15 protein-coding genes are annotated in these 22,821 nt (G+C 48.8%); 9 read left to right on the top strand and 6 right to left on the bottom strand.

From position 1 onward, the window contains the following. Positions 1–166 precede the first annotated feature (166 nt). Positions 167–355, bottom strand: coding sequence for a hypothetical protein (locus EAE92_RS21090; protein ID WP_075161665.1), 189 nt, complete (start codon positions 353–355; stop codon positions 167–169). 434 nt (positions 356–789) lie between these two features. On the opposite strand from EAE92_RS21090, the gene EAE92_RS21085 reads away from it, so the two are divergent. Together EAE92_RS21085 and EAE92_RS21080 are read left to right on the top strand one after the other, a co-directional pair. Continuing rightward, entirely contained in the window at positions 790–1,776 is a 987-nt protein-coding gene (locus tag EAE92_RS21085; protein WP_214069483.1) for a NucA/NucB deoxyribonuclease domain-containing protein, read from the top strand. Between the two features lie 4 nt (positions 1,777–1,780). Further along, complete coding sequence (locus EAE92_RS21080; RefSeq protein ID WP_214069482.1) at positions 1,781–2,416, top strand: SMI1/KNR4 family protein; 636 nt, start codon at positions 1,781–1,783, stop codon at positions 2,414–2,416. 53 nt (positions 2,417–2,469) lie between these two features. Here the strand turns inward: EAE92_RS21080 and EAE92_RS21075 are convergent, their stop codons facing one another. Together EAE92_RS21075 and EAE92_RS21070 are read right to left on the bottom strand one after the other, a co-directional pair. Beyond that, entirely contained in the window at positions 2,470–2,712 is a 243-nt protein-coding gene (locus EAE92_RS21075) for a SymE family type I addiction module toxin (RefSeq protein WP_214069481.1), read from the bottom strand. Positions 2,713–2,790: 78 nt separating this feature from the next. Further along, positions 2,791–3,183, bottom strand: a complete 393-nt coding sequence (locus EAE92_RS21070; protein ID WP_246545330.1) for a helix-turn-helix domain-containing protein — start codon at positions 3,181–3,183, stop codon at positions 2,791–2,793. A gap of 100 nt (positions 3,184–3,283) precedes the next feature. Here EAE92_RS21070 and EAE92_RS21065 point away from each other — a divergent pair, with 100 nt between their 5' ends. Both EAE92_RS21065 and xerC read left to right on the top strand, forming a co-directional pair. After that, positions 3,284–6,598, top strand: coding sequence for a CHC2 zinc finger domain-containing protein (locus EAE92_RS21065; RefSeq protein WP_214069480.1), 3,315 nt, complete (start codon positions 3,284–3,286; stop codon positions 6,596–6,598). Continuing rightward, entirely contained in the window at positions 6,585–7,715 is a 1,131-nt protein-coding gene (gene xerC / locus EAE92_RS21060; RefSeq protein ID WP_214069479.1) for a site-specific tyrosine recombinase XerC, read from the top strand. The genes EAE92_RS21065 and xerC overlap by 14 nt, the downstream gene beginning before the upstream one ends. 229 nt (positions 7,716–7,944) lie before the next feature. Here xerC and EAE92_RS21055 read toward each other — a convergent pair whose 3' ends face one another. Continuing rightward, complete coding sequence (locus tag EAE92_RS21055) at positions 7,945–8,133, bottom strand: hypothetical protein (protein ID WP_075161665.1); 189 nt, start codon at positions 8,131–8,133, stop codon at positions 7,945–7,947. Between the two features lie 434 nt (positions 8,134–8,567). Between EAE92_RS21055 and EAE92_RS21050 the strand changes: the two genes are divergently transcribed. From EAE92_RS21050 to EAE92_RS25480, 5 genes are all read left to right on the top strand, one after another. Beyond that, complete coding sequence (locus EAE92_RS21050) at positions 8,568–9,383, top strand: hemolysin BL-binding protein (RefSeq protein WP_214069478.1); 816 nt, start codon at positions 8,568–8,570, stop codon at positions 9,381–9,383. After that, complete coding sequence (locus EAE92_RS21045) at positions 9,380–9,748, top strand: hypothetical protein (RefSeq protein ID WP_036771428.1); 369 nt, start codon at positions 9,380–9,382, stop codon at positions 9,746–9,748. The genes EAE92_RS21050 and EAE92_RS21045 overlap by 4 nt, the downstream gene beginning before the upstream one ends. 214 nt (positions 9,749–9,962) lie before the next feature. Beyond that, positions 9,963–10,619 carry a hemolysin BL-binding protein gene (locus tag EAE92_RS21040; protein ID WP_246545329.1) on the top strand — a complete coding sequence of 219 codons (657 nt, stop codon included), beginning with the start codon at positions 9,963–9,965 and terminating at the stop codon, positions 10,617–10,619. A 57-nt stretch (positions 10,620–10,676) separates the two neighbouring features. Further along, the gene (locus EAE92_RS21035) at positions 10,677–11,219 is read left to right on the top strand and encodes a DUF3916 domain-containing protein (protein WP_214069477.1); all 543 of its coding nucleotides are present in this window, start codon (positions 10,677–10,679) and stop codon (positions 11,217–11,219) included. Positions 11,220–11,683: 464 nt separating this feature from the next. Further along, positions 11,684–11,926: a DUF2569 family protein gene (locus tag EAE92_RS25480; protein WP_214069486.1), complete on the top strand. Its 243-nt coding sequence runs from the start codon at positions 11,684–11,686 to the stop codon at positions 11,924–11,926. Positions 11,927–12,110: 184 nt separating this feature from the next. Here the strand turns inward: EAE92_RS25480 and rtxA are convergent, their stop codons facing one another. Further along, positions 12,111–22,574: an MARTX multifunctional-autoprocessing repeats-in-toxin holotoxin RtxA gene (gene rtxA, locus EAE92_RS21025; protein ID WP_339959411.1), complete on the bottom strand. Its 10,464-nt coding sequence runs from the start codon at positions 22,572–22,574 to the stop codon at positions 12,111–12,113. A gap of 7 nt (positions 22,575–22,581) precedes the next feature. Next, on the bottom strand, positions 22,582–22,821 hold a 240-nt coding region (locus EAE92_RS21020), incomplete at its 5' end, for a transposase (RefSeq protein ID WP_214066812.1).

Here is a 22,821-nt window from a genome sequence, read left to right as displayed (position 1 = left end):
CCGTCGGCATCGGTGCACGCGGGGGTAAATAGTCGTCAGGCGGCCCAAGCCCCAACGTCCCCGTTGAGCCGGTCCAGGCCGCCCAACGCCTATTTAACATAATGCGGGGGAATTATACGCACTGCGCCGGTGAGCCCGGGCAACCGCCTGAGCATTGATGAGCGGCTTAATGCGTATAATTGGCATTATGTCTTGCGCCCCCGCGGGTCGGCATTGCGGGGAGTGGCGCACAAGGCTGCGCCTTATGCTCTAACCGACTGAGCCGGACATCGGCAACCCTGAGTTCTTCTTTAGCTGCCGTGCCAACGTCCGGCCAACACCCCTGAAGGCAGGTCGGCCTGCGGCCTCCGCTCATTGACTTCCCCCCGCCCCAACCCTGCTGCACTGGCTGCGCGCGGCTCGCACTGTGCTGCGCTCCGTTGCTCGTCCCCGTGCTCGCCATCTCCGCCCCGTGCAGCCCCCGGGGGCTTCCCTGAACCCAGCGAGGTCATGCAAAGCCGTGCCCGGTCTGAAACGCCCGTGCCCCAGAGCGTCGCAGGAGCGCCGCTTGCGGGCTCTATGCCGCCCGCGCCCGCAGAACGGCCGCCCGCCGCCCAAGCGAGTTGGGCGACGTTCGCCCGTTGCCGAAAAAGGCGCTACACTGACAATGGCACGGCGGGAAAAACCGGCCTTTGGAGGCGAAAAGCGCGTCAGGGGGTTTTGGGTTCGGCGGTGAACGGACATTGGAAAAAACGGGGTGTAACTGACTGAGGGCATTAGGAAAATCGGCGTTCGGTAATCAACTTTGCAATGGAATGCGTTGTTATTGAGAATAATGCGCTGGCCTCGCGAAATCTGGGCGATTGCAGAACGATGTCACCGGAAGCCTGTGGTAAGGCCAAAGAATTGAGCCAGCGGATTTTGGATAAAGGTCTGCCGTCGGTTGAAGACACGCGCGGTAAACTGGCATCGTGTCAGGATGACAGTTGCCGTAAAGGGGTCTGGGCAGAATACCGGCAGGCCAGTGATGCGACCATCAACAGCCTGAAACAGATGGCGTTGAGTGGTGAGTTGAGCCGCGAAGAACTGGCCTTTATCAACCATGAATTGGGTAAAGAACTGGCGGTATCGGGATACCGTGCCAATGACAAGATAGGCCGTTCAGAGCAGAGCAGCTGGCTAAATGGCGGCAGCGGACCCCTCTCCGGGTTCTTTAACACGGAACTGCGCCAAAAAGAGCTGGAGAATGCAGGTTTATCCAAAGCCGATGCGGCGCAGTACGTGAAGGAAGAGCAGCGCAACCTGTTGTTGCTGGAGACTGCGACGGGAATTATTGGGGCAAAAGCCAGTGATAAAATGCAGGCGAAGCCATCATCTGTACCGTCAATAAAAGGTTCGACTGATAACAAAGGCAGTAGCTCGGAACAACATACTAATGAGCATAAAGTTATTGTTGTAGATAAAACAAAATATCCAGAATCAGCGAAGCATATTGAAGATGCTCAGAAAGCAGGGCATCCTAATGTGTTGACGATTGATCGTGGGGGCGCTGCTCAGAGGAGAAGAGAATCCTTGAAAAATACTCCTCCGGTGAAAGGTGCAGATCGTGATGAATATCCTCCTGCCATGTTTAAAGAAGGTGGTTCAGGTGCTTCGGTTCGACCAATTACCCCTTCTGATAATAGAGGTGCTGGATCATGTATTGGTCAACAATGTCGCGGATTACCTAATGGTACAACTGTAATTATAAAGACAGAAAAGACAGACAAATCAGGCAAAATAGAAACGGAGAAATAGAAAAATGTGGCCTTTAACTGACAAATTACTCTCAATTTGTAGTCATGATATTTCTTCGGTTAGATCAGAAAAATATATTGCTTCTAATTATGGAAAATCATTGGTAGATGAATTGAGCTGTTTATTGACTAAAAAAAATGGATTTTATGGCTTTGAGTCTGCATTACGCGTTTTTCCATATGAAACGATAGATGAAGAGATCGGCTTAATTGATTGGAACAACAATAGGTTATGGATTAACTCGTACGAAGATATGGCTAAGGATGCTCTTTTCTTTGCAGAAGATATCTTTGGAAATCAGTTTTGTTTAAAAGATGATTGTATTCATACATTCGATCCTGAAACGGGATTATTTGATAAATTAGCCGAGAGTATAAATGAATGGAGTGGGATTATCTTGGAAGATTATGAAGTCCTAACTGGATATTCTTTGGCTCATAATTGGCAAAACATTTACGGCCCTATTCAATCTGGCTATCGTTTAGTCCCTAAAATTCCTTTTGTTTTAGGGGGAGAATATGAATTGGAAAATCTTTACTTAGCTCGAACAGGCGAATCAATGAGAGCCAGAGCTGATTTGGCTCTACAAATACGAAATATTCCCGATGGAGCAAGTATTAAAATGGACATAAAAGATTAAAAATCAGTTAGCAAAAAGATCCCAATCCAAGCGCTGGGATCTTTTTTAAGCCGTCAGCTGTTCTCAACAAGCCGGATAATCAACTGCCCCCGTTCAACGGTGATGTTCACCGCCTGTCCGGTGGTAAACCCGGCTTCTTCCAGCCAGTTGCCTTTAAGATGCAGGCTGGGATGCTGACTGTAATAACGGGTCATGCCGGTGTTGCGATCTTCGTGGCGGGTGCTGGTATACCCCACCTTATAGCTGCGCCGGGCTTTTGAAATCTTCCAATCTGCATTACAATCGCGGTTAGCCATAGTAACTACTCCAATAGTTGCTTACGGTTAGCGGCGGTTCCGTGCTCCAACACGGGATCGCCGCACGTGTTTTACGTCTTACTTCTTGGTGCCCGCTCTGCTGTTGTTACGGGCAAAACGGTTGGCATCGTGTTTTAAAATCAATGACTCCAGTAACACCCTTGCCACTTCTTTCTCTTCCGGCGTGAACTGGCTGATAGCCTCAAACTGCAAACGCAGTTCTTCATCCGGGTTGCGCTCATTCTCGTCAAAAACCAGCGTATCTGCACTGACAGAAAGTGCACGGGAGAGCTTGCGGATAATCTCCAGTGTCGGTTGTACTTCGTCAGCTTCATAACGCCGGATCATTGTCACGTGACAACCGACTTTCTCCGCCAGTGCGGCCTGGGTGAGCTTGCGGTCTTTACGCAGGGTTGCCAGACGTTTACCAAAGTCCATAGAAATTACTCGCCAAGGAAACAGAGCCAGCATTTTAACCCCCTTGTTTAAACGTGATGCTTGAAACATACCATATATGCATGTATAAAGAAACCATAAAAGCATATTGACAGGTTTTTACAGGAGGTCACTGATGACCCGCGTTCCCGATACCGATTTAGCCCGCTTAAAGCAAACCGTCTCGTTGCTGGGGCTGGCGCGTAAGCAAGGCCGTGCGATGAAAAAACGCGGTGAGGATTATGTGCTGCGCTGTCCGTTCCATCACGAGAAAACGCCCTCAATGGTGATATCGCCGGCTAAGAACCTGTATCACTGTTTTGGCTGTGGCGCCGCGGGGTCGGTGCTGGACTGGGTGATACAAACGGAAGGGGTGACGCTGAAAATCGCTATCCGCCGGCTGCGGGAGCTGGCCGGGCTGCCGGACATGGACAATACGGTGGTGGCCGCCTCTTCGTTAGCCGCCCAGCCGAAATCACAGGCTGCACCCCTGCCGCGCCCGAAACTGGCCGACCTGGACGATGACGGGCAGGCGCTGTTGCATCAGGTGATTGATTTTTATCATCAGAACTTACTGGCGTCACCGGAAGCCAAAACCTGGCTGGAAAAACGCGGGCTGCATCATCCTGAACTGGTCAGCCACTTTAAGCTGGGGTATGCGGGTCATCACGGTATCAGCGGTTCCGCGGGATTGTTGCCGTCCAAAGACAGTCAGGAAGGTCAGCAGTTGCGCGGCAAGCTATCGGGGCTAGGCGTGTTGCGTACGACCACCCGGCAGGACCACTTCCGGGGCTGCGTCGTGGTGCCGATAATCGGCTGGGCCGAATCGGCCAGTGTGGCCAGCCGCGGGCGGGTGCTGCAACTGTATGGTCGCCGAACCCAGCCGGATTACAAAGTGCTGAAAGACAGCCCAAAGCATCTGTACCTGTCCTCACCCCTGGCCGGGGTCTGGAATGAGGCAGCGATGAAAGCCGCATCGGAAATTATCCTGTGTGAAGCGCTGATCGATGCCATGACGTTCTGGTGTGCCGGGTTCCGTAACGTGATTGCCGCGTTCGGGGTGAACGGGTTTAACCGTGAGTCCCTCGAAGCCTTGCAGTATCACGGCGTGAAACGGGTGCTGATTGCCTTTGACCGCGATGAGGCCGGAGACCGTGGCGCGGCTAATGTGGCCGCTGATTTACTGGAAGCCGGTATCGAGGCATGGCGGGTGCAGTTCCCGCCGGGCATGGATGCCAATGACTATGCGCTGAAAAGCGGCAACGCCGAACATGCGCTGGGGCTGGCCCTGCAACAGGCGGTCTGGCTGGGACAGGGAACCGCGCCGGGCGCGGTGTTCAGCCATGAGCGGCCCGTCTCGTCAGATATGACGGAAAAGCCCCAAAGTGCCGGTGTGGCTGAATCCTCTTCTTTAGCCGCCCCGCCAGAGCTAACCGTTGCACAAGTGCCCTGCGAGCGCACGGCGTCCGGTGAACTGCTGATGAAAAGCGGGCCACGTATCTGGCGGATACGGGGGATGAAAAAATCGCCGGTGCCCGATGTGATGAAAGTCAATGTGCAGGTGCGGGATGAAACGTCCGGCCTGTTCCATGTGGATACACTGGACATGTATCACGCGCGGCATCGTCAAAACTACATCAGCACGGCGGCGCAAGAGCTGGAATGCGAGCTGTCGGTCATCAAACGCGAAGCCGGGCGGGTCCTGCTGATGCTGGAGCAGCAACAGGATGCCGAACAGCGAGCGGAGGCCGAAGCCGCAGGGACAACGGCCGTCACGGTCAGCGCGGAAGACGAAGCCGCCGCGCTGGCGTTGCTGACATCGCCAAACCTGACAGAACAGATTATCCACGACATGGCCGCCTGCGGGGTGGTCGGCGAATCCACCAATCTGCTGACCGGGTATCTGGCGGCAGTCTCGCGCAAACTCGATAAACCGCTGGCCGTGTTAATCCAGAGCAGCAGCGCGGCAGGCAAGAGCAGCCTGATGGATGCCGTGCTGAACCTGATGCCGGAAGAGGAGCGTATCCAGTACTCGGCGATGACCGGGCAGAGTCTCTACTATCTGGGAGAAACCAGCCTGCAACACAAAATCCTGGCGATAGCCGAAGAGGAAGGCGTACGGCAGGCGGCCTATGCCCTGAAACTGTTGCAGTCCGACGGCGAGCTGAAAATCGCCAGCACCGGCAAGAACGAACAGAGCGGCGAACTGGTGACGCGGGAATACAAGGTACAGGGACCGGTCATGCTGATGTTAACGACGACGGCCATTGATGTGGATGAAGAGCTGCTGAACCGCTGTCTGGTGCTGACGGTCAACGAATCGCGCGAGCAGACGCAGGCTATCCACGCGATGCAACGGCACCGTCAGACACTGGCCGGGTTGCTGGCTGACTCGGAGAAAAGCTACCTGACTCAACTGCACCAGAACGCCCAGCGCCTGTTAAGGCCGCTGAAAGTGGTGAATCCGTATGCGCACCAGCTCACTTTTTTAAGCGATAAAACGCGGATGCGGCGTGACCATATGAAATACCTCACCTTGATACAGGCCATTGCCTTACTGCACCAGTACCAACGGGAAATCAAGAAAACCACGCATCGCGGGCAGGTGATTGAATATATCGAAGTCACCCAAGACGACATTGCCCTGGCTAACCAACTGGCACATGAAGTTCTGGGGCGCACGCTGGATGAAATGCCGCCGCAGACGCGTAAGCTGTTGCTGCTGATACAGGCGATGGTGAACGAACAGGCGCAAATCCAGCACTGCCAGCCAAACGAAGTGCGCTTTACCCGGCGGGATATCCGCGCCTTTACCCACTGGAGCGACAGCCAGCTTAAGAATCATTGTCAGCGTCTCACCGAAATGGAATACCTGCTGTCGCATGGCGGCAGCCGGGGGCACCTGCTGCATTATGAACTGCTGTGGGACGGGGAAGACAACAGCGTGGCGCACCTGTGCGGCCTGCTGGATGTCGGAGAACCGGACTCAGAAACCGCTGGCAGTGAACGCAAGTCTGACCCGGAAGGTGGTAAGTCTTCCCCAAGTCTGGGGCAAGTCTGGTCTAAGTCTGGGGAAGAAAAACCCGCGTCAGCCCAGACAGTACAAGGGCCGGCGGGTGAACAAGTCCGGGCAGATGAAAACGCAGTTATCAGGGAAAATAATCACGGAGACGCATTGCCCGTGCCCGACAGGGATAAAACGCCGGCAGCCGTCCCGACAGGTCATGATAGCAAGTCTGACTTAAATGAACACAAGTCTGCCTCAAGTCTGGGTCAAGTTCGGGTCAAGTCTGGGGTGAAAAAATCCCCATCAGGGCAGACAGAACACGGGTTCAGCGTGCCGCAAGTCGGGGTAACGGAAGACACGGTGATAAAAGGAAAAAAGAAAACGCGCCCCTTGTCTGCGCCCGCCCCTCAATCTCAACCGGAGGTCAATCATGGCAAACCGTAAACCGCGCAAAGGAAGTTTCCTGACCGTCGATGACGTCTACCGTCAGCCGGTAGGTCCGGCACATGACCCAAAAAGCTTATATGCGCTGCTGCTGCGCTTCGTGGCATGGCGGCAGGAGCGGAACTGGTCGGAAACCACGCTGAAAGTGCAGACCCATCACACCTATCGCTTTATCCTGTGGGCCACGGAACGGGGCCTGTACTATGCCGCGGATATCACCCGGCCGATACTGGAGCGTTACCAGCGTTATCTGTATCAGTACCGCAAGACCAACGGAGAGCCGCTAAGCATCCGCACCCAGCGCACGCAGTTGCAGCCGTTGCAGGTGTGGTTCAAATGGCTGACCAAACAGAACCTGATACTGGCGAACCCGGCAGCGGACATTGAGCTGCCGCGGGAAGAAAAACGGCTGCCAAAGTATATCCTGAGCATTGATGAAATCGAGCATATCCTGTCGCTGCCTGACCCGCATACGTTGCAGGGCGCACGCGACCGGGCCCTGATGGAGCTGCTCTGGTCAACGGGGATACGGCGCAGTGAAGCGGCCCGGCTCGATATCTACAGCATTGACGGGTCACGCAAAACCGTGACCGTCCGGCAGGGCAAGGGGAATAAAGACCGGGTGTTGCCCCTCGGCGAACGGGCTTTAAGCTGGCTCCAGTTCTATCAGCAACAGGTTCGCCCGCAACTGCTGGTCACCCCGGACATTCAATCGCTGTTCGTGGCAATGGACGGTCTCGACGGGTTGCAGCCGAACGGTATCACCCATGCCGTGAGCGGCTATATCCGGGCCGCCGGCATTGAGAAAAAAGGTGCCTGCCACCTGTTCCGACACGCGATGGCAACCCAGATGCTGGAGAACGGGGCGGACCTGCGCTGGATACAGGCCATGTTAGGCCATGCGAGCGTGGAATCCACCCAGGTGTATACGCAGGTCTCTATCCGGGCCTTACAGGCGGTACACGCCAGCACCCACCCGGCGGAGCAAATGGCTGACGAGAAAGTCAGCGACGCCGATGAAGTGGGTTTACTGGCCGACCTGTACGCCGACGATAACGCCGGCACGAACACGCCGCCGGACAGCCCAGAGCCGACCTCAACCCCCGATAACCGCTGACCATCCGCACGCCCCCGTTGAGTTGGGTGGGTTCGGTGTGGGGGCAGACCGTGGCCGGACTGCCCGTCGGCATCGGTGCACGCGGGGGTAAATAGTCGTCAGGCGGCCCAAGCCCCAACGTCCCCGTTGAGCCGGTCCAGGCCGCCCAACGCCTATTTAACATAATGCGGGGGAATTATACGCACTGCGCCGGTGAGCCCGGGCAACCGCCTGAGCATTGATGAGCGGCTTAATGCGTATAATTGGCATTATGTCTTGCGCCCCCGCGGGTCGGCATTGCGGGGAGTGGCGCACAAGGCTGCGCCTTATGCTCTAACCGACTGAGCCGGACATCGGCAACCCTGAGTTCTTCTTTAGCTGCCGTGCCAACGTCCGGCCAACACCCCTGAAGGCAGGTCGGCCTGCGGCCTCCGCTCATTGACTTCCCCCCGCCCCAACCCTGCTGCACTGGCTGCGCGCGGCTCGCACTGTGCTGCGCTCCGTTGCTCGTCCCCGTGCTCGCCATCTCCGCCCCGTGCAGCCCCCGGGGGCTTCCCTGAACCCAGCGAGGTCATGCAAAGCCGTGCCCGGTCTGAAACGCCCGTGCCCCAGAGCGTCGCAGGAGCGCCGCTTGCGGGCTCTATGCCGCCCGCGCCCGCAGAACGGCCGCCCGCCGCCCAAGCGAGTTGGGCGACGTTCGCCCGTTGCCGAAAAAGGCGCTACACTGACAATGGCACGGCGGGAAAAACCGGCCTTTGGAGGCGAAAAGCGCGTCAGGGGGTTTTGGGTTCGGCGGTGAACGGACATTGGAAAAAACGGGGTGTAACTGACTGAGGGCATTAGGAAAATCGGCGTTCGGTAATCAACTTTGCAATGGAATGCGTTGTTGTCGATAACAATCACCTAAGTGTGGAGAAGAATCAATCGCGCAGTGAGGAACTGGTTAATTGTCAGGGTGATACCAGTTGCCGCTCTGCCGTTAGGGATAAATATCGGCAGGAGTATGACAAGGTTCAGGAACGGATAGCAACTTGTTCAGGCGCTGACCAGTGCGTTGCTGTTGCCAAAGAACTGCGGGCATTGCAAGGTGATTACAGCGCACGAATAGGCGAAATTCAGGAAAAAGCCAGAATGCAGGGGCTGGATTCCCTCACTCCAGCAGAAGTGCGGGAATGGGCAGATTTACGGGGTGCCATGTCAAATATTGACGCATCACGGAATTTGGTGCTCCATCGTGCCCAAGTCACCGGCGGCTCAGAAGAAACCACCCAGGAAATCGTGAAGATTATGGGTCAAACGGGAATTGCGGCGTCTGCGGGGGTGGCCGGAGGGATCAGTAAAGCAGGAGCAAAAGGCCGCGGGGATGTCGGAAAAGGCAAACAACCGTATCAACCGAATCAGGGGGCTGTTGGTAATATGGGAGAATTCTTCAGGCAGCCAGGGTTTGGGAGCAAAGCAAAATCGAATTCACAAAAAACAAGTAAAATGTATGATGGTCAGAGTATTTACCAAGCTTCAAGTGATATTGGAACTCATATCAAAAAAGGTGATCAATTTTATTTGGATGGTGATCATAAGAACCACTTGGAAATCTTTGACAAAAGAGGGAACTTTAAGGTTGTTATCAACCTTGATGGAAGCATTAATCAAGCCAAAACAGACAAGGCTATAGGTAGGAAATTGAAATGAGTGGTTTGGATCAAATCAAACGTGCAATATTAGAACTGTCAAAAATTAGTGCTGCTGATTTTAAGTTTGTTGATTCAGATTGGAGTATCGATTATCGGTTAGATCTTGATAAGAGACTGCAAGAAGACTTAGCTAAGTTAGAGATAGAACTGAATTTATTGACAGATGCAATCCAAAGGAAAGATATGATAACGGCTAAGTGTGCTTTAGTTATGGCTCGAGTTATTTCACTTGATTTATCAAATTTTTTCCTGAATCTTTTTGAAGATATTGAAAAAGTTGGTTGGGGTGAACAATGTGAATTACCTTCTATTCCAGAAGATTACGTAATCCCAGATCATTACAACTATCCACCTAATAAATGAACATCGATCCCGGCTATTGTGAACTGCCCCCCCAAATGTTAGACAATTATCCGACAGTTAAAAGGGGCAGTTTATTACGCCTGAGAAAAGTGGCTTATCAGGCTGAAAAGTCGCGTCGGGGAGTTGTGGGTTCAGCATCAAACCACACTGGGAAAAATAGGTTGTAACTGACTGAGGGTATTAGGAAAATCGGCGTTCGGTAATCAACTTCGCAATGGAATGGGTTGTTGTCGATAACAATCACCTAAGTGTGGAGAAGAATCAATCGCGCAGTGAGGAACTGGTCAACTGTCAGAGTGATACCAGTTGCCGCTCTGCCGTTAGGGATAAATATCGGCAGGAGTATGACAAGGTTCAGGAACGGATAGCAACTTGTTCAGGCGCTGACCAGTGCGTTTCTGTTGCCAAAGAGTTGCGGGCATTGCAAGGTGATTACAGCGCACGAATAGGCGAAATTCAGGAAAAAGCCAGAATGCAGGGACTGGCTTCCCTCACGCCGGCAGAAGTGCGGGAATGGGCAGATTTACGGGGTGCCATGTCAAATATTGACGCATCACGGAATTTGGTGCTCCATCGTGCCCAAGTCACCGGCGGCTCAGAAGAAACCACCCAAGAAATCGTGAAGATTATGGGGCAAACTGGGATTGCTGCGTCTGCGGGGGTTGTTGGGAATATGAAAGAATTTCTTACTCAACCCGGTTTTGGTACTCAAATAAAAAATAGTACACAAAAAATCAGCCAAATATATCAGGGGCAGAGTGTTTACAAAGCCGATAACAATATTGGAAAGGTGATCAGCTATATCTTGATGGTCAACATAAAAACCATTTTCAGGTTTTTGATAACAAAGGGAAATTTAAGGCTGTCTTAAACTTGGATGGTACGGTAAACCAGACCAAAACTGATGCTGCTAAAGGAGAAATTATAAATGTCTATGCGTAGAATAGCGTTGAGCAATAAAAAATTGCGTGGTATACCACGTAGACTACGTTCATTGAAAATATGGTCCGAGTCATATAGAACCTATTTTCCTGTTATCACTGAAAATGATTATTCTTATGGTTACTGGAATGTGAAAATTCCGGTACATTCAGCATTGGTACAAGGAAAACAGACAAATAAAAACATTCAATCTACTTGTGCTCAAGATTTGATAGATGCAGCTTATAACATTTATAAGGCGAAGCCAGACAACATAAATAATATAAGAATTACTTGTTCCATTGTATTGCCTGATATGTTTTCAAGTGAATTATGTATATTCACATCTGAGGAATACTTCAATGAACATACACGTAATGGGTATAGTCGGTTTGGTAAAATAACTTTATTGAGTGAACGAAGTTTATGCAAAGAATGGAATTTACGATTACCCGATGGTTTTTCAGAGCTAGGTATTCTTAGAATAAGTGAAGATGACGAGGGAAAGCCTTATTATTCTGAACACTGGTATATTGGTGAAGTTAACTAAAGCTAAGAATTTATGTTTTAAATATAAATCTCGGCCAACAACGCCGAGATTTTACTTTATATACCAGCTAATTATCCTTTATTAGCCAGCCGGATAATCAACTCAACTGACCCCGCTCAACGGTGATGTTTACCGCCTGTCCGGTGGCAAATCCGGCTTCTTACAGCCAGTTGCCTTAAGGTGCAAGCTGGGATGCTGGCTGTAATAGTGGGTCATACCATGCGTTCAATATAGAGCATCCGGATATAGCCTGCTTTAATACCAGTACAGTATGTGAAGATAAAGAACTGAGTGGCATTGGCGGATTTCTTTATTTACCCGCAATAAATATTATCTTTGCAATATTTAACTCTTTATTTAATTCATATAAAACAATGACAATATTAAACTCTGGTTATGATTTTCCAGGTGAATTACGTATCCTTATAGGATTTGAGTTTATCTGTTTTACAATTATTTTTTGAATTGCACTTTATACATCTATTCTCTTCTTTAGAAAAAAGAAGAGAACACCTTTATTTTACATTATCCTGTTAGTTTTTACTTTATTATTTATCATCACCGATTTAGCATTGGCTCATTATGTATATGAAATAAAACCGGATTATAATTATCTTTTCTTGTTTTTTAAAACTGTATTTTATGCATGTATATGGATACCTTACTTTATTATATCCATTCGAGTTAAAAGAACATTTATAAAGTAATGATTAAAATCAAACTATTTTGCAAATAACATTCAATAAGAGTAGGTGAATTTTTTGTAACTCATATTTATTCGAAAAATATGACCGTCAAAATTCTTAAGCGTGGACGAATGGGCGATTACGATGGCCCACCTATTCAGGTGAGCCATTTTTGCTGTTATTACTTAGCGTTATAGCAAGTTAATCAGGCAAATTTCCCCTTGCCAATTGTGGTATCTGCCCAGGCCGTCGTAATAGCCACTTTTTCCCTGCTGTCCAGCCCTTCGATAAAACCGTTATCACCGGCTATCGGAGCAAAATTGCTCATTGCCTGAATCAAGGTGTCAACCGCATGGTCTGAAAGTGCCGTAAATTCACGCTCTCCTGATGCATCCTTACGCCCCATCTGCGTCACTAATTTGGCTCGGTTACCATTAAAGTAATGACTAAAGGTGACTGAACCCATCGATTCAAACAAGCTCTGAGCGGTTTTATCCTGAGTACGGCGATTCACGGATAACACTAGATCGTATCCACTGCGTTGGAACCACAGGTTTTGCCAGTCAATATCGTTAAAGATAATCATATCTTCTGCGTTGATATCATTAACCTGATTGTCAATCACCTTGCTACTGACCACAAAGCTGTCTACCCCCGCACCACCCTGGAAGTGGTTCTGATATCCCCCCAAAACCAGTAGATCTTGACCATCACCGCCGTCAAACTGGCTGAATTTCGAAATTGTAGCCGCTATCAGGTGGTCATCACCTTCTCCACCATTAATCACCGCGTGATAGCCCATCAGTTTAATCACATCGTCACCCGTGTTGCCATCAATGCGGTTGTCATTACCAAATACCCTGCCAAAGTCATTGCCTTCACCTAGCTCAATCCGGTTGTTATTACCGATAGTTACGGCATAATCCTGACCTTCCCCGGCATCCACCTGGTTGTAGTTGCCAGAGGTGACAACGTAGTCCTGTCCGTTACCGGCATCAATCAAGCCACCTTCGCCAAAAACAAATGTCTGATCATTCCCTTCCCCCATGAACACATGGTTAATGCGTCCGGCTACCACTGCGGTATCATCGCCATTACCGCCAAACATCCAGTTTTCACGCCCCATCAGTACGCCCAGATCATCACCTTCTCCACCGGTAAAGATGTTGGAGGTGCCGATTGAGTAATAAACATCATCACCACGTCCTCCCCAGAAGTTGTTGTTATCGCCCAAATAAGCACCGAGATCTTTACCGTCTCCGCCCCAGTTGAAGTTGTAATTCCCTAACGATATATGGATATCGCTATCCCCTTGCAGATGACCGCTGTTACGCAAGAAATCAAACGTTTTTTGCTCCATATTGAGCAGATCCGCGGTTAGATTCTCTTTCAGATTGGTCACTAACGATTTCATCTCTTGTTGTTTATCTTGGCTGAATATCGTCGCAAACAAGTTAGGTAAGTTCAGAGAATTAAAGCCCAATGCACGCTCAGGTTTGTTATTAGCCTGAATATTCCCACTGTTGATGGCGCCCGGTACGCTTTTTTCCCGATTTTCATCAGGCGCTTTCTCTTTCAGCCCATGACTGACAAGAAATGATTCAATACCATCAGCACTCATATCTGCGTGCTGTTTCAAACCATCAATCAATTTATCCGGATCAGTGAAGACACGTAGTTGCTCACCACCAAACTTGTGAATAACTTCCAGCATCTCTCGCAAAATAGCCTTGCCATCAACCAGCTTACCAGTACGAGCAACAATCTGTCCGTCCTGAGTGTAATCCACACCAAAAATATCCGCTAAAGTGGTATCTGCATTCACACTGGATAATCGACCAAGCAGTTTGTTTTTAAGCTGACGCGGTAAGTCCTGTAGATTGTAAGTAAATGTTGTCTTCGCCAGACCCGTCGTTGAATATTGCTGCGTCATCAGGCCAAACAGAGAACCTAAGTTGGTATCCAAAATGGATTGAATATGATCGCCGAACATAAAGTTCCAGCTACCGGTTGTAACCTGAATATCTGCCCCCTGACCACCTACCGCAAAATTGAAGGCTAATTTTTCATTGGCCTGACGAAATTTATCCGCACGGCTCATTTTACTGGTATCAATATTGCTGCCGTGACCACTTAACCATTGGTGGTATTTTTTGTTCAATGCCGCTTCTGTGTCACTTTTCAAACCACGGCTGCTGCGCTCAAGCTGCGAATCCAGATCAACCAAAGTCTTGTAATCCACACTGCTAGTTTGGTCTAAACCAGACATATCCCGCACAAATTTTTTCGCGCCAGATAGCGTCCACTGTTGATTCTGCGCCGCCAACCAATCCCACTCTTCGCCGGAATGAGCAATAGATTTCAGTACACCGGTAATACGAGCAGCGCCATCAAATGGATTAACTAACGGTGGCGTAGGGATAGATTTATCCATCATGACAATCAAGTCATTACTGCGACCTTGGTTGAAGCTGACGTTACGGTTGCCAATAAACATCTGCGCCCCTTCAAGTGCTTGATAACCACCCAGATTAACGCTGTGCTTACTGTCACCATCCCCAATGTGAACCATCACATTGTTGTCGCCAAAGGCCAATGACTTAAAGCCACCAGTACCTACTTTGATACTTACGTTCGATGTTCCCCAGTTGATCGCGGTAAATTCACCGTCGCCCACGTTTACCTGTATATTCCCGGCGTAATTCAGCGATTGATCCGATTGAGGATTTGAACCGAGCGCTATCCTGTTTTTGCGCTTCCCTGGCGCGGTGAAAATATCATGGTTATTCGCAATTGCCCCTTTGGTTACTGAATCAGCTTCTGTGTACCCCACTTTGGCAAGGTTGATATCGCTTTCAGCCACGCCACGACGCAATTTTTCTGTTGTAGTCGTTAGCTCACCCTGTTCATTCCAGCGTAACACCAGTTTGTTATCGTTCAACTTGTTAACCCACTGATTATTTTTATCACGGGTAAATTTACGACCTGTTGCATCAACTGCCACTTCACTACGACGCGCTGAAACATCACTACGGATGCCCTGTTTATCTAAAGCGGCAATAAAATGATAGGCAAAACCATTCCGTTTATCATCACTAATCAGTGAACAACCCACGATGCTGATACGATCAGGTTTACCTGCTTGGTTAAAGTTCTGACTGAACTGTTTTAGTTTTATTGCCAATTCATCAGCACTGTAACCACTCAAGCGAGTGTTATTTTGTGCCGATTCGTTACGGCCGTGACCAACAATCTGCCAACGTAATTTGCCTGATAATCTGGCAGGATCGCCATAAATGACATGATATTTGCCATCAGCATCAAGTTTAACCACTACGCTGGATTCTGGGTGTTTACTCGCCAGATTGATCGCTGCTTTTGCTACAATCGTGTCATTTTCCATTTGAATAATGAGCTGACCATCAAAACGTGTCCCACGATTGTCACTCTTTTGCAGCGAGTTATTCACCACAGCCCGATTTTTATTTTGAGAGCCGGAGAGCGTTGATACAATCCTATCAGCATATTGGCTCATCAAAGCACCGCTCTCGACATGACCATAAAAGGTTTGTTCACCCGATACGCGATAACCAGAAGCGGTCAATCTTGTACGCAGCTTTTCCCCTTCATGCCCTAAACTTTGATTGTCGGTTAACAACATGATCGGCGTATTGATCGGCAAGCCTTTGAGGTTTTTTTCCACTGAAAATTGTCCATTCATCGCTTTTGCCAATGCCCCAATTATGCCGCCAGGGTTTGGTATGTCATGGGCGGTTATAGTTTTAGTCATACTCGATATTGGCCTGTCGAGTAACAGCCCTGACACCGCTTGATTATTTTGCGCCGCATATCGGGCAAGATCAGCCGCCACCGGCCCACCGACGGAATAACCATGAATGATAATATTACCCGGCTTAATACTGCGATCTTGCACCAAATAGCGAAACATCGTCCGGGCATCCTGATAGAATCCTTGTTCACCGGGGCTACCATCACTACCACCATAGCCGCGCATGTTGATAGCCAGCATATCAATGCCCTGATTTTGATAGTGGCTTTGGATATCATAAGCTTGCTCTTCCGCGGATAAACCTGAGCCATGAAGGAAAAGTACGACTTTTTTCTCTGCTGTTGTCGAAGCATCACCTGATTCTATGTCACCCTGATGATAATATCCGGTTAAACGCCCTTCCTCGCCTTTCAGGGTGATTTTGCTTGATTTGTCGTTAGCAACCGCATCATTAAGCATAGCCTGTGTTTCATCGCTGATATGGCGACGATCTTCTTTAAAACCATGCAGTTCGTTGTTAAAGAATCGGGTCACTGGGTTTAAAGAGTCTTTATCCTGTGGTGAAGTATCATCATTCTCAATTAATACCGACTCTGGCGCTCCATTTTTGCCCGATAACGCCTGCAATACTTCCACCTGAGAGTCTTCCACCGGAGAGCCGTTCTGCTCTCTCTCCGGGGTATTTGCTCGATAAAGGTGTTGGGTTTTCTCAAACGCATTATTTAATGCCTGATTTATCCATAGTTTCCCTTTATCTCCGGCAATATCCATCAGATCCCTATAACTCGCAGTGTAGTTTTGCAGTACCTGCCTACGATTATCACCGGTCTCCTGCAACGCTTTATAAACCACCAAACTTTCATTAACCGAATGACCACCATCAAATACCAAGAACACCAAAGTATTAAGATATGCCTGCTCCTGCGAGAAAGTGGGATCTTGACTAGCAATATAGTTATTAAGATGAACCATGATATTGGTCGATCCAGATGCCCCCGTCACCACGGAATGCCCTTGTGCCAGTGCGTTACGCTCAAGCGTTGTTTCCCGTCCAGGCGTTAGCACTCTGCCTGCCGCCACCTTTCTGCCATACAGAAAATCTTCATATTGATCACCGGATGGCTGGTAAGGCAGTGCAATACCATAATCGTTGGTTTTCTGTTCAGTTAACTTCACTTTATAGGTAACATCCGCCATATTCGTTAACTTACTACTGGTGGAACGCGCCTTATAGATCTGATCCCGATAGAAAATGTCCGCTTCCGCTTTCCATTGAGATAAATGTAATCCCATGCCATCAGTGAGCGACATTTTTACTGCCAGAAACGGAATTTTGATCATTTCAAAGCCGTTATCCACCTTGGTCATCATGATCTTAAAGTTATCAAAGGTCGGTTTTTGCAGGAATGCGGTCAGTTCAGGCACCCGACTGAACCAAGGACGAATATCCTTTTTAATTTTCTCGGCGAACGCTTGCATCCTGATAGCAATCTGTCCGTCGCTCACAGTTGGGCCAGAAGTACTTTGCATATATAGCTCAAACTCCTGTACCAGAAACTGACCTATCCGCCTGGAGGTAGCTATCGCATCCGGTGACGCGGTTTTCACTAACGTATTCGCCAACTCAGAATCAAAGCGACGGCCAAATAAGTTGTCAATATATTGGGTGGTCGACTTTTCTCTGTGAGCGTCAGCCTGTAATGACAGTGCCAAAGCATGTAATTTAGGATATGCCTGTAATTGGTTGACAGCATCATCAAACAACCGGATGGTTTCTTGCGATGTGACTTGCCCGGTGAGCCAAAGTTCCCTAGCCCGTTTGATCAAAGGCCCCGCTTCCGGGATATTCTCGGCGTCTAATCGGCTCATGAAAACAATAAGGCTTTCACTTTCAGTCTTAGGCGCCTCCCGTTCAGCCATTGAGTTCTTTCGAGTTAAAGGTGTAATTTTCCATTTAATAAGTTGATTAATTTCGTCTGGGGTAACGCTACCTTTCAAACCGACAATACGTCCGGTTCCATCAAATATAACTCGCTGCTTAAGATGTTCAGCATGTTGAGGCGCCACGGCGATCCCAAGGACGCCAGCGGATTCGGCTCGCTGGGCTTGCAAGTGTTCCATCATCCGGCCCATCCTAAAACGGATTAAGTTCACTTGACTGACACGCAGAGCAAATTCTTTTGGGTTATGCTGTTGCCAATGTGAAAGTGTTTGCTCAAACTGCAACACATGCTCTTCATCAAAATGGCTCATCGTTTTATAGAAAATATCACGTACAGCAACCAGCGCTTTACTAAGCTGCCTTTTCCGCCCCAATGTTCGTACATTAGGATTGATAAATAGCTTATTTCCCTCTTTCAATAAATTAAATTTTGCACTTTCAAATATTGCGGAATCTTTCTGCTCTACCTTGCTATCATTCCCCAATGATTCCAGATTAATGCCTGAAATCCGTGGTACTTTTCTGACAAACTTATCTGAACTGTTCGACGTTGGCATTACCATATCGTCAGATTGTACTTTGTTGTCAGATCGTGCTTTGGTCAACTTTGAAGTAGTTAAAACGCCGGTATTTTCCGCGCAAATACCGGCATTTATTTGTAAACGATCAACCGCTAGTTTGGCGCCATCCAGCGCTTGTAGCTCTTCTTCGGTCAATCCCTTGTAGAATTTTTTTTCAGCTTTCAGTATTAATTCGGGATCAATATAGCTACCGGTTTCCCCTGCTCCTATCGATTCATAAGCATTGCCAGACAAACCACTGCCGCCGGCACCGGTACGATCAGGTTTGGAATCGCTCTGTTTTGCCCTTCTGGCATCTTCTTGTACCTGAGCAATCTTATTTTCAGCCGCTGCAATATCACGTTTACCCCGATATTTCGCCCCCTGATAGGCGATATTTGCGTCATTTTCCGCTTCTTCGGCCCGTTGTTGCTGCAATAATGCCTCTTCTTTCCTTAACGCGGCTTTTTCCTGAGCCTCTGCAATATCCTGTTTTGCACTGGCATGGTGCTGTTCACTTTGTGCTACGCCGACTTCGGATTTCGCAACCGCTTCTTTTACTTGTTGTTGATTATCCGTAATAGACCGTTGAGCATTAGCTAATTTTTTCTGAGTAATAAATTTGGTGTAATTCAACTCATCCTGGGCACGGCTCAAAAATTGGGAAGCAAACTGATTGCGCCACTGATCACCTGATTGGCCGCTGTAATTGGCACCGCTGTAGTTGGAATAGTCATTAAGCACCTTCAAACCTTGTGTCATGGAAACCAGTTTGTCAGTCTCCGCCTGCGCTTCTGCTTCTATCGCGTTACGTTGTGTCAGCCCATTTCGGCTAAGTGCTTCCTGATCGGTTAATTCCAATTGGGATTGAGATTTTGCAATCGCTGCCAGTTGTTTCTCTTTTTCCTGTTCTAACAGTTGGCGATCTTTTTCTGCTTTTTCTTTATCATTTAACGCATTTTGCGCCGCTTTATCCTGATTCACATGTTCAGTAATAATATTGGCTTGTGGTGAGCTCTCAGATTTTGCAATAACGTTATCCAGAATATAGCCTACGCCGTCACTCAAACCAGTCCCTTTAAACTCAATTCGATTACTGCCCGCTTTTGCTGTCAGCTCTAGTGTTTTATTTTGCCATTTCGCTGCATCGCCAAGAGTCGAGAATACAAGTTTGCCGTTCCAGAAAACATCCATACCATTGTCGGCTGAATAAGAATCGGGACGATTAGCAAAATCAAAGCTTAACGAAATCACTTCTCCCTCGGAACGATTTTGCAGGTCCTGATAAATAGTGGTGTTTTTATCAACATCAAGTTCACTCACTCGTTCGCCATAACGGGTATTATTAGGTCCATCAGTACTCAATGGGCTATATGCCGCAATATCATTGGTTGATTGCCAATCTAATTTACTTTGCTTAAAGTCATTATTGACAATCAGTGACGTCTCAGATTTCACAACGATATTGTCTAAGATGTAACTAAATCCATCATCCTGACCTGTACCTTTAAATTCAATCCGGTTAGTACCTGCTTTTGCCATTAAATCGAGTTTTTGGGTGCGCTGTATAGCTCGCGGTCCAGAAGCTGAGAATACGGATTTACCATTCCACAATACCACTATTCCGCTGTCACTCAGATCACGCTCCACCATCTCTAAATGACTCATAAAATCAAAAGTCAGTGAAACTACTTCTCCTTCAGATAAATTTTGCAATTCCTGCCAAATTACGGTGTTTTTATCAACATCAAATTTACTGACTCGTTCACCATTACCGGTATTATCAAGACCATAAACACTTGCCGGGTTATATGCCTCCATATCATTGGTTGACTGCCAACCTTGATTACCTTGTTCAAAATCACCATTGACGATCAGATTTTCATTCTGATCCGACTCCGATCGCGTTTTTTGACTCAAAGCACCTTCTATTGAACTGACGTCAGGCGTCTCCACGGCTGTTATAGCGCCATTGAGACGATGGTTTAAATCTGAACTTACCGGCGCAATTTCATCCATCTGAAAGCCATCAATGGCAGAAACTTCCGCTACATTAATCGCGCCTCTGCCTTTATGGGCGCCAGACGTGTTAGCTTCCTCCCCATGAACCAGATAGTTGATCGCCTGACTGCCTCCCACTCCGAGTACAGTTTGTTTGATATTGTCGAAGAAAGAAGCAAGTTTGTTGCTTTCTGTATTACTCGATGCAACAGCCAAGCTGTAAAAATCACCATTACCAATCTTAACCACCGCGTTATTACGTGCATAACAAGCATTGATACCCAGACCATCACCAACATGAATATTGGCATTGCCTTTACCCTTCATAACAGCAATATTAAGGCCATCCCCAACTTTGGTATTGACGTTATATTTCCCCCACGCCACGTTAACCGAAACACCATTACCTACGTGAGTGTTAATGTTAGCGTCACCATGAGCAACAGTGATATTTAAGCCATTGCCTACTGTCGTCGTGACGTTAGCTTTCCCTTTTGCCGCCGTAATCTGCATACCGTCACCCACTTTGGTGATGACATTGCCTTCGCTCCATAAGGCGTTAAAGCTGTCGCCCTTACCCACCTGAGTGACAAAGTTAGCCTTGCCTTTAGCAAGCACTACATTGCGTCCATCTCCTACTCTGGTGATAATGTTGGCTTGGCCCCAAGCGCCGGTGTAATCATCACCGTTACCCACATGGGTAATGGTATTGGCATCCCCCTGAACCACCGTGACTTCTTGTCCATTCCCCACTTTGGTAATGAGATTGGCTTTACCTTTCGCGAAGTTGTAACGGTCGCCATTTCCCACTTGAGTCAGGATATTCGCTTCCCCCCAAACCGCATTCACTCCGGCGCCATCGCCAATTTTGGTGATGATATTGGCTTTACCTTTGGCAAACCCCACCGTCGTCCCCTCGCCGACATGGGTCATCACATTACCCACATCAGAAATAAGCAGACCGACCGTGGGACCGTTTCCTACTTTGGTCAGAATATTGCCTTTGCCAAGCAGGATACCGGCGGTCGTCGCGTCGCCGACATGCGTAATAACATTCGCTTTCGCCGCCGCAACCACCCCCATAAAATCATTACCCACTTTGGTAACGATATTAGCCTCACCCAGTGCTAACACGCCGGTTAAGCCATCCCCGACATGGGTCATCATATTGGCTTTACCAAACATCGCCGCCAGGGTTGTGCCCGCACCGACTTTGGTCATCACATTCAATTCACCGGCAAACAAACCGATACTGGCGCCATCACCCACATGCGAATAGATATTGGCTTTCCCGATCATTAAAGCGGCGGTCAGGTCATTGCCGACTTTGGTCAGCACATTGGCGCCTCCAATCATGACCGCAAAGGTATTGCCATCCCCAACATGGGTAAAGATATTGGCTTTGCCGATCATCGCCGCCAGAGTCATGCCATTACCCACTTTCGTGGCGATATTGCCCTTCGCCAGCATCAGCGCAACAGTTGTGCCATCCCCAATATGAGTAAACACATTGCCTGCGGCTACCATCAATGCCAACGCGTTACCGTCACCCACTTTGGTAAAGACGTTCACTGCGCCGCCCATTAACGCCCATGCATCCCCTTTGCCGACATGGGTAAACAGGTTGCCCGCGCCAATCATGGCGGCAATCGATGTACCATTCCCGACTTTGGTGAAGATATTGCCTGCCGCAGCCATCACGCCCAGTGTCAAACCGTCGCCAACATGAGTCAACACGTTGCCGATGCCGAACATGATGCCGGTCGTATCACCCTTGCCGACTTTGGTTAAGACATTAGCGCCACCGAGCATAACGCCCGTGGTATTGCTGTCGCCGATATGCGTGAGGACGTTCGCGCCACCGCCCATTACCGCCAACGCATTGCCTTTCCCTTTCTTGGTCAAAATGTTGGCGCCGCCCAACGCAATAGCGGTGGTATCGGCCATTTCGCTCTCATCACTGAGATGGGTGATAATATTGGCGCCGCCGAACATACCGGCAACCAGATCTCCCGCACCGAGTTTAGTCAGTACGTTAGCACCGCCCAAAAGTACGGAGGAGATATCCCCGGTTCCCGCCTGAGTGATGACGTTAAAACCACCCGCACCGAACCAGTTGCCATTGCCATTACCGATTTGGGTATGGGTGTTGTACCCGCCCAACATCAGCACCCGGCTGTTACCGTTGCCTTTGTGGATCGAGATATTGCCATAAGCCAGAAGATGAGCCAGATATTGTCCATCCCCGACACGCACAACAACATTTGCTGCGCCGCCGGCATAAATATCCATTTCTCCATGCTGGCTTTGGTGAACCAGAACATTAGCTAACCCCGCACCACGGAACGATAGATTGCCCTCTTCACCGTTTTTCACAACCTGATTACCATCGAATCTCAGCTAGCTTGAGTAAATACTCAGGTATAGGTGCTGCCCGGATACATGAATAAATAAGCTGTTCGAATGTTTTTTTAAGGTTAAAGCGCCAATTGAACCTGAAACAGAATTCGGCAAGATAACGAGGTAAATACTTTTTGCTAATCGAATGATATGTTCCGCGTATCGAATTTTTTACATTACTTATCATTGTGTTAACCCACTGAAAATAAGGAAGCTTAACACT

The sequence above is a fragment of the Photorhabdus hainanensis genome, assembly GCF_018448965.1.
GTDB lineage: Bacteria > Pseudomonadota > Gammaproteobacteria > Enterobacterales > Enterobacteriaceae > Photorhabdus > Photorhabdus akhurstii.
This window is presented reverse-complemented; position numbering and strand designations above follow the sequence as displayed.